Below are 9,009 nucleotides of genomic sequence, written 5' to 3'. Positions count from 1 at the left end.
CCCACTTTCATGCCGCCCCACCGAGGGTCATCCACAGGTTCTGATCATTGCTCGGACGAGTTGTCGAGAATATTCAACGGCGGCCCGCCAGCGCCTCAGGCGTTCCCCGCGGAGTGGAGCGTATTTCGTAGCATCGCAGTCCGCGGCGTCTATGTCGTTCGCGGTTCGTTCGCACTGCGGTGAACATGAACACATGGCCGGCAACATTGACGTAGTTGGTCATTATCGGCAGTCTTGGGAGCGAGGGGCGGTGGGCACATTCTTGCGCGCACCGATTACCGGTCCGAACCATCGATGGGTTCGCGAGCTCGTAGTCAGGCACTGCAGAATACGTGCGTCCCTACAGAACGCGACGTCTTCGCGTCCTACTCGCACGACGAAGCCCCGTGAGTTTCGTGAGGACTATCGCAGGCCGCACGGGCAACCGGTCAGCCCGATCCGACAAGCGCGCACGGGAAAATCAGGCGGAGCGCCAGTTCGGAGCGTCGAATACGAAACTGTCACAGCGACCGGTGAGACGCAGTAGCAAACGCAAATGAGGGTGTGTGTCTGCCGGGTTTGCCCGCACGACAGTGAGGTCGTAGGGGCCGCCTTCGATCACCGAATGGACATAGTCGAGTAGGGGGTCGGGTACGAAGCCGAGGTGCATAGAACGGTCAACGACCCGCACTGCCTGCGGGTTGAAACCGTTCGTGGGATCACGTTCTAACGCCAGCCGGTGCCCAGGCACCAGAGCGGTGATGTGGTCGCTGACTTCGGCCCCGCGGTGTCGGACGCCGTGTGCGAGGAAACACGCAGACGTTCTTCCAGTGGCAGACTCGAAGCTGGGCAGAGACACCAGCTCGATCGGGTCGCCTTCACGGTGCCCTCCGGATGCAGACAAAATCTCCCAAGCTCCGGCGTTGACCTCGAGATCAAGCGCAGCCAGGTATTCGGGCCGGTCGGGTCGTTTTGCGCTCATCACGCGATCGGCGAATGATGGAAACAACCGGGGTGACTGGTAATGGCGTCGAATGTCACCGAACCCGACGATAGGCACGAAGGCGTGCTCTTCGGCCACCTGTGCGAGGTAGGTGAACTTGTATAGCGGCGTATCACCCGTCCTGGTGATTCGGTCGAGGTAGCCGATCGCCCGATAAATCGCGTCGACCGGGCTCCTGCGGGTGACGATGAGCCGCGAAACGCGCACATCGGCGTCGGCGTAGGCCGACGATGGTGCGAGATCAGTGGACAGCATCGCAGATTCGCTTCCGATTGGTGGTCAGGACTGTCCGTAGGAAGCTACGGGTTGAGTCTGACAGGTCGGGGGTGGCTTCGATGATATCGCTGCATATTACCAGGTCAACGTTGGCGATTTGGTTAACCCAGTGTTGGCGAGCGACGACGCCCGCCATCGACAACGCCCGGCCTGCGAGGTCGATGAGGCTGACCGCAGCACCACCATCGAAGCGTTTGGTCTCTCCGTGGCCGCACCATTGTCGGACCGCGTTGCGCAGCACCCGATCTGCGCGGGCATCGTCGGTGTTTCCGCTCGCCAGCGCTGAGCCGTGGTCGAAGCTCGGCCCTAGACATACATCTCCGGTCACGGGGTTTTGTAGAACGGCCCAATTGCGAGGATGCCGGTCGGTGTTGGCGATCCAGGCATCAAGGACGAGATAACCAGCGAACACGTCAAATGCTGGCCACTGGGCGTAGTCGGTATTCACCGGTCCACTGATACCGTCGAGCGCTTCGCGAACGGCGGTGATCGTGTGACCATGACATGACATGGCATCGAACTCATCATCGCGCTCTGCTAGCAACGCGGCCCCCGACGTCAACGCCCAAGTGTCTGGACGCATGTCACGGCTTATCGACCCGTGCAGCTGTTCATCTGACTGCAACCGACGCACTGTCGCCAGCTCGGTCTCGACCGTCGGGACACCGATGAGCTTTGCAACCTCATAGCTGATCTTCTCCGCCCAGTTCTCGCCGCGGATAAGAAGATCCGGCTCGTCGCCGCGTTCTTGACGTTCCTTTGAGAGCAGTAACGCCTTTGTCTGTCGCGGCTTGAACAACCAGTGGCCGCTGTACGGAGAGGATTCGGGTGCACGGAACCACCGCTTTTCCTCGTCGCCGCCGGGTTCGCTTTCGCCGCGGGTCCATCCGCGAAGATCGACGACGCTAAAGGCGGCTACCACGTTAAGAACCTTAGGCCGAGGGCCCGACCAACACAGTCGTGGCGAACTGGGCGGGCACGCCCAGGTTTGGTGGTCAGATTGCTAAATGCTTCCGCCAGCAATCCGACGGGATCCCTGCTACTCATCCGACCCTCGCAGTGGCAGATCGGAGGTCCCAGTGGCGGATGAACTCCCGCATCGAAGGCTCGGTAACCGAATAGAGCCGTCTGCGCTGGTCGTCGTCAGCCGCAGGTTTCTGCTGTATCACCCAATCTGCGTGTGCCAGACGCGATAGGGCAGCGGCGGTATTTTGGTGCGCCAGCCGGACCTGCTTGGCGAGTTCGGTAACGGTTAGCGGACTCGCCGCACGGGCAAGTGCGACAACCAGGCGTGACGACAACGGCGACAGTGCTTGCAAACGCGGCAGGTAGTAGGGCGTGAGCTGGTCGAAAACCGCCGGCAACGGCGTGTCCATCCTGCCGGAGCGCACGAGGTGGGGCGCCACGATCGTCCACACCCGCGGGTTGCCGCCCAGTCGGCTGTACAGGTCGACGATTTCACGGTGTCTCCAGGGCTGGGTAGGCCGGGCGACCCCATCATCTCGATCCGCCTTCTTCGCCTCGGCACGCACCAGATCCGCTACGTCGTCCAAGGAGAGCGATGCCAAATCGGTGATGTCGAACATGCTTCGCCACGGCCAGGGGCGTCGTGACCGTGATGCGCGATTCGTGGTGGTCTCGGCCGAAGCCACCACGGTCACGTTGACCGCCTGGTCTAGCCAGCCGCGAAGACGGCCGTGCGCAACGCGTTCGATGCGAGCGAAGAGGCGATCGAAATCGTCGAGGACGAGCACCGTGGGCCGGGACGACACTGTCTCCGCAATCAGGTCCTCCAAACTTACCCAGCTCGAAGCGGTACGAACAGCCCGATCAGCGAGGTCGGGATCGTGGCTGCGCAGCGACTCGTACAGCAAGTCGGCGTAGGTACCGACGCCCAACAAGGTGGGGCGCAGCACCAGGACTTGACGGTGGCTGCGGCTCAGACTGGAAGCGATCGCGTCGAGCGTATGTGTCTTGCCGCCGCCCGAACCGGCGGTGACCAGATAGTTGCGCCGGTCGCCGCTGGTCGCGGCTTGTCCGACACCGCGGGCGATGTAGTTGATTGTCCTGTGGCTGTCACCGACCGTGAATGGCCAATCGGCAGGGTTCACCACTCTTCAAAAAATACAGCATGGATGCTGTATATCTGGCTCGGAAGTGGGTCGACCACTGGCCCAACCTGCGGTTCCTCTAACACCATGGGCATTAGGTGGCCGAGAGCCCAGAAGAAGTGACCTATTCAACTTCTTCCTGAGGAGCCGACCATGTTGTACGACCATCACTCCCGGCGCAGCTGGGCGCGCCGTTCTGAATCCATCCTGGAGTGGGTCGAGTGCACCGCCTATGCCGCTACCGGCATCACCAATCTGACCGGCCGGACGCAGTGGAGTGCCATCGCGACGGTAGTGGGCGCCACCGCCGGAGCTGCCTCCCGGATCACGCAGTGGTGGGCGGCACGCTGCGACCGGCCCGTCCAGCCGGGCGATCTTTGAGTAGTAATGATCTCGCGGTGGCGGTGGCGGTGGCGGGCCAGGCACTGTGGCCGGGGCTGAGTGATTCCAGATGTGCGTGCAACTCATTGACGTCGGAAAGCATGTACGGCTGGGGTTCCTCGAGCAGTCCAGTATCGAGGGCGCTCCCGCGTGGAACGGCGGCCGCCAGTTTCGACGGTCGAGAAGTAGGCCACCCGACCCGATTGGTCTGCCGCATTGGTTACCGACTTCTCGTGTGCACCGTGAGCGAGTATCAGCTTCGGTGTCGTTGAGATGGGGCCGAAGCCGACCTCGATCCAGATAACCGGCCACGATGCGGACGGAGGGTCAACCCTTCAGCTGTCGGCTGGCACGTCCACCTCATGGGAGGGCATGTCAGAGCGCCGCTATATGGTAGCGCCCACGCTCCGGGCCGCTCGGAGTTCGCTAGGTCGGTTTCAACACCCTTCCGCGGAGGAGCATGACGGGCTACGCCATTGAATGGGACGGCAACGTCGTCACGCTTCCCCCCCGCCGGCCCCATCAACCCGGACGGCGTCTCGTGGGCATGGATCCGAGACGACGACGGCAACGGCATCTACGACCACCGGTTGGTGGAGTTCGCTGACACGGCCTTTGCCGCGCACGGAAAACGTGTGGGACGCATCTCAGTCTCCTTGGTACTGATACCCCGGCCAGACAACCCGTTCGACAGCGACGCTGTGTCAATCGCCCTACCGAAGTCGATGGGAGGCGATGAGGAAGACCGATGCCTTGGATACCTGTACCGGCACACGATCCATAACTGGGGGATAGGCAACGCCGGTGGCGAGGACCTGGTCGCGCAGCTCGCCGCCCTCTCGGCGGATGGGGAAGTCCACTTCACCGCAACCATGTCCGATCGGCCTGCAGTGATTGAGGCCCTCGCTCGCGAAGGAATTGCCCTCCCGTTCGACCCCACGCCCGGCTGGTTGAACGCAACGTTGCACCGCGATTCGGACGGGTGGATTCACGTCGTGTGGGTCGGCAGGATCGCGGGATTGAATGTCGAACCGATTCTGGCTAGCTTCGACGTCACCAACAAGGAGTTGCACGTCTTCGCTGCAGAGATAGCCGCACCGATCCAAGGGTTGCTTCGCCGTGCCGGACATGCGCCGGAGGCGGTGCTGCTGTGCGACCATCCAAGCGATCCGGACCAGTTCTTTGGTCAGGATCTGATTACGCGCCTGGAGTGTCCACCGACCGTGAGGATGCTGCGGCCCGAGGCGCGGGTCCTGATTACCGCGGAATGGGCCGACCGAATCGAAGCCCGTTGGCGCGCGATACGAGACAACCAGTGGCGCAATGAGCCAATCAGCCACACGATATTGTCCTCCAGTCCGGTGGAGCACCGTCCTCCTGATGATCCACAACCGCCACCGGGCCTTTTGATCCGTGCGCGGTCGATGAAGCTGACCCCGACGACACACCGTGTCGGCTATGTGGCGAAGCCCTGAATCCCTACGCGGAACCGTCGCCGTACTGCCTGGACTGTGTTGACGACGCCCGCTCCGGCCTCTTCGTCGATATCGGCTTCGACGAACCTTGGCGTCCCGCAGTCCTGTGGTCGCTCAACCAGCTCGCTGTGCTCGAGTTCGGCGGCGCCCCGGCGCGGGATCAACTTAGGAAGATGCCCAAGGATGGACCCCACGCCGACCTGCTGATGTTGTGCCGAATGCTGACAGCGAGGCGCGGTTATGTCGTTCCCGGTGGACGGCGAAAGGTCTACTCCTGGACGGACTGGCTCGGCCAAGCGGGACTGCTCACGGACGGCATTCGCACCAGCCGCGGTGTCACCGTGATGGCCAAAGATGGCCACATCTGCCGTTCCCTATTGGAGCGGCAGATTGACGACTTTTTCTTTGACCACGGCATTCCATACCACCCCGAACCGCACTACCCTTTCGATCCGGTCATCAACCCCGACGGCTACCGCGCCGACTGGCGACTCTCCGACGGCACCTACGTCGAGGCCCTCGGCTTCACCGCCAACCCCGTATACATGGCGAAGGCGCAACGCAAGATAGCCCTGGCGGGCCAGCACCACATCCCCGTCTTGACCGTCACCGAAACCGACCTGCCGAACCTGCCCACCATCTTCGCCAAATGGCTTCCGCCCGAGGGTGGTCGGCGGCAGAATCCGGAACTTCCTCCCCGCCCAGACATCGCCGTCCGAAAGAAAAAAACAACCTCGAGTGCCAATGTTCGTGGCCAGAACGCGACCAATGCGAAAGTACGCGCGGATCGCTTGGAACGCTGCCGCAGCGCCGTGGAACTCCAGGCTGGCGGCGCGACGAGAACGCAGATATCGGAGCAGTTCGGCGTCCATCCCGATGTCGTAGCGTCCTTGCTAAGGGATGGGAAGTTCTACGCAAACCCCACGTCTGATCGAAATCGGCTTGCACTAGCGAAGAAGGCGGCGGACGGATGGAAGCGGGGCCTCACCCGTGCCAGGTTCCGAGACGAAGCACAGTTATCTGACGCCAAGGCGAAAGAGTGTTGGAGAGACGCCGACGTCCTGTTCGGCGCATCCGAGCCGGCTTAAAGTCGCATCCGGTGAAGGAGTGATGGCGCTCGACGGCAGGCTTTTATCGGTTTCCCACCCGAGATCCCCGCTACCCCAATGAGAATTCCTCGCCGGCCTCGCCCTCTCCGAAGCCGGGATACCAAGCTATGCACGCTTGTCCTACCACTTCGGTAGGTTCCAAAGTCATGGACCCTCAGCCTCCATCGTCAGCTCAGGTGCCGCCCGTTCCGGCAATGCTCCGGTCGCTGGGTGACGCGCTCATCAATGCGGCGGGTGGGAAGAAGGACTCTGGCTGGAAACCTCCACGTGGCTGGATGTGGGGACTTGCCCCGATCATCTTCGCAGCGCTACGGGTACTCGTCGTGTCGCGTGGCGACCCAGAGACACTGCGTGCGTTGGTGCAGAACCTCAATGCCACTGCCCTTGTGCTGGCGACGATACTGCCCTTCGGCGCGGCGGTATCTGTTGCGTGCGCTGTCGCCATGTTTATCTCGAAGGGCCCACATCCTCTGTTTTTCGCACTCGTCGTACTGACCTTGGTCCTAGTGCTATTCGCGATGCCGGTGTGGCAGATCGGTGCCAGCGCAGCTGTCGCCTTCACTGTCATCGCCATCGTATTGTTTGCCAGGTTCATCGCCGCCCGAGCGCAGAAGACCGCAGAAAACGGTATACCGACGAAGCCGGTCATCATTTTGGTTCTTTTTACGATACTGATGGTGCTGTGCAGTCCGTTTATCTACCTGATCGGCTGGTCTGGGATGTGGCTGCCCCAGGAGCACATCACGGTGGCAGGAACAGATGTGCGTCCCGCCTACATTTTGTCGTCCGGCGAGCGCTGGACCTCATACATGGACGACGACCGCAAAGTTCATCTTGTACCGACACCCGCGATCACGCACCGCGATGCGGTTGGATCATCAGGGTCGTGGCTGGATAAGTCGCTGGCGGACAACGTATATGGTGCGGCGGTCTCGGTAGTCCGATGGGCCGGGGGTGTTTGCGATTGAGTAGTGCCGACAACTCCCGTAGGGGACTTTGATGTCGGCGCCTGAAGCTATCGTCGGAGCCGTGGGCGAGGGATTACATCAGGCCGTCAGACGACTAGACGAGAGGGTCGTCCGAGACGCCGACGTGCGCGCCAGCACCTGGTACGGGCCCCCACCGGACGACGACTGCCCCTGCGGATCGCGTAGGCAGGCCACGCGTTGTCACCGAGCGAGCGACGGATCGTGGATCGCTGAGCAGCCGCCACCCTTGCTAAGCGGTCCGCTCACGGGGTACGCGAATCCGGGCTGCTACGCCCGCGTGAGTAACGACTGCGATGAGCAATTGACTCGCGAGCACTTCATCACCGACGACGTACTCGGTGCCATCTCGGCCGATGGCAAAGTCGTGGTGGTCGAAGGTGCCGCGTGGCAGGACAAAACCGAACAACGCAAGACGATCGGCCGCGCGTCACTGTCACGAAAGATGTTGTGCCGCCGGCACAACAACGCGTTGTCGCCGCTGGACAAGATGGCCGCCGAATTCTTCCGGTACTTCCTGCAAGACCACCTCGACATCTTCAAATACCTTGGTAACGACAACCGCAGTAGCTTCCCACGCGGCTTCACCATGGTCAGCGGCCCCTACATCGAGCTATGGATGCTCAAAGTCATCTGGGGTGCCATCGAAGCCGGTGCCATCGAAGTAGGCGGGGCTGCCGCGTACCGCTTCCGGCTTGGCGTCACGACCCAACAGTTAGCTGAAATCCTTTGGCGCGGCGCCGAATGGCCCCGGACATGGGGGCTGTACGTTGTGCTCGACCACGACCCAGACCATTCCTCTATACCCAAATCCATACGCCTTCGCCCTGCCAGGATGGGCAGTGAGATCCTCGGCGGCTACGTCCAGATCGCGGGGTTCGAGTTTCTGATCAGCTTTGAGACTCCACCGGTGCCACGCATCTATCGTCCTTGCGGCATCACCTTCACGAGGGTCGGATTTCCAACGAACAGTTACAAGATGATCGCCTTCGCGTGGCCCGAGAGCGGACACCCGATTATCAACGTCGTGTCGCAGGTGCCGCCCGACGAGGACTACTCGGTGCCGAGTAACCCGCGTGCTGCTGCTCTTCATGATCGGATTGTGGCTGGCTCGCTAAACGTAACCCCAGTTCCGAGCCAGCCGATAAGGAGCTACAGGCCGAACCCTCCGTAGGTGCATCCTGATTAGCCATGATCTTCAGCGACCTGGAAGGCCTCCAACGACCCGAGGGCAATCCCGCAAAGAACGACGTCTCAACACATCGCTTCGCTGGGGCCTGCGGGTCACGTGATGAAACAAGCTAGCGCCCACTCCTGCCGGCTGCCTGCGGTACCTCGACCTCAACTGCGCACCGTGAGGCTGGCCGAGGAAATGACACGAACATGAGACAAACCCAGATGACACGACGTGAGACAGATGAGATCGCCGCAGGTCAGAACAACGCCATATGACACGTAGCCGGAGAATCTACAGCCTTGTAGGGTCTCACGCTCCGTGTCATATTCTCAGCGGTGGTGTCATGTCCTTGTCATATGTCTCACGAACGTGTCATGCGTGCAGGCGCATCCTTGAATGCTGCTTCGCTGGCCGCGGGCGGGGGCCGCTAAGGCGTGTCGCTCGCAGAGGGCGCACCTGACATGCCGACAGCCCTGTCAGCGCTCCGGGTTACGGTTCGGGCCGTGGATGCA

At 61.8% G+C, this 9,009-nt stretch carries 8 protein-coding genes; 5 read left to right on the top strand and 3 right to left on the bottom strand.

Annotated elements, in window-relative coordinates:
• Positions 1–460: 460 nt before the first annotated feature.
• The 3 genes from K6T84_RS23285 to K6T84_RS23275 all read right to left on the bottom strand — a co-directional run bounded on the left by K6T84_RS23285 (position 461) and on the right by K6T84_RS23275 (position 3,372).
• The gene (locus tag K6T84_RS23285; RefSeq protein WP_329786933.1) at positions 461–1,237 is read right to left on the bottom strand and encodes a hypothetical protein; all 777 of its coding nucleotides are present in this window, start codon (positions 1,235–1,237) and stop codon (positions 461–463) included.
• Complete coding sequence (locus K6T84_RS23280) at positions 1,224–2,180, bottom strand: HipA domain-containing protein (RefSeq protein ID WP_329786932.1); 957 nt, start codon at positions 2,178–2,180, stop codon at positions 1,224–1,226. Before K6T84_RS23280 ends, K6T84_RS23285 begins: the two co-directional genes overlap by 14 nt.
• Positions 2,181–2,301: 121 nt before the next feature.
• Entirely contained in the window at positions 2,302–3,372 is a 1,071-nt protein-coding gene (locus tag K6T84_RS23275; RefSeq protein ID WP_329786931.1) for a hypothetical protein, read from the bottom strand.
• A 150-nt stretch (positions 3,373–3,522) separates the two neighbouring features.
• On the opposite strand from K6T84_RS23275, the gene K6T84_RS23270 reads away from it, so the two are divergent.
• The 5 genes from K6T84_RS23270 to K6T84_RS23250 all read left to right on the top strand — a co-directional run bounded on the left by K6T84_RS23270 (position 3,523) and on the right by K6T84_RS23250 (position 8,494).
• Complete coding sequence (locus K6T84_RS23270; RefSeq protein WP_329786930.1) at positions 3,523–3,750, top strand: hypothetical protein; 228 nt, start codon at positions 3,523–3,525, stop codon at positions 3,748–3,750.
• 593 nt (positions 3,751–4,343) lie between these two features.
• Positions 4,344–5,225 carry a hypothetical protein gene (locus tag K6T84_RS23265; RefSeq protein ID WP_329786929.1) on the top strand — a complete coding sequence of 294 codons (882 nt, stop codon included), beginning with the start codon at positions 4,344–4,346 and terminating at the stop codon, positions 5,223–5,225.
• A 128-nt stretch (positions 5,226–5,353) separates the two neighbouring features.
• On the top strand, positions 5,354–6,313 hold the full coding sequence (locus tag K6T84_RS23260; RefSeq protein WP_329786928.1) for a PDDEXK family nuclease: 960 nt from the start codon (positions 5,354–5,356) through the stop codon (positions 6,311–6,313).
• 197 nt (positions 6,314–6,510) lie between these two features.
• Complete coding sequence (locus K6T84_RS23255; protein ID WP_329786927.1) at positions 6,511–7,302, top strand: hypothetical protein; 792 nt, start codon at positions 6,511–6,513, stop codon at positions 7,300–7,302.
• A gap of 298 nt (positions 7,303–7,600) precedes the next feature.
• Entirely contained in the window at positions 7,601–8,494 is an 894-nt protein-coding gene (locus K6T84_RS23250; protein ID WP_329786926.1) for a hypothetical protein, read from the top strand.
• Positions 8,495–9,009: the final 515 nt, after the last annotated feature.

Source organism: Mycobacterium zoologicum, from assembly GCF_020181635.2.
GTDB classification, from domain to species: Bacteria; Actinomycetota; Actinomycetes; order Mycobacteriales; family Mycobacteriaceae; genus Mycobacterium; species Mycobacterium zoologicum.
This window is presented reverse-complemented; position numbering and strand designations above follow the sequence as displayed.

What these genes read in the sequence shown, in the direction of transcription:
- K6T84_RS23285 (WP_329786933.1), bottom strand. Translation starts at nt 1,237, where the DNA reads ATGCTGTCCACTGATCTCGCACCATCGTCGGCCTACGCCGACGCCGAT.
- K6T84_RS23270 (WP_329786930.1), top strand. Translation starts at nt 3,523, where the DNA reads ATGTTGTACGACCATCACTCCCGGCGCAGCTGGGCGCGCCGTTCTGAA.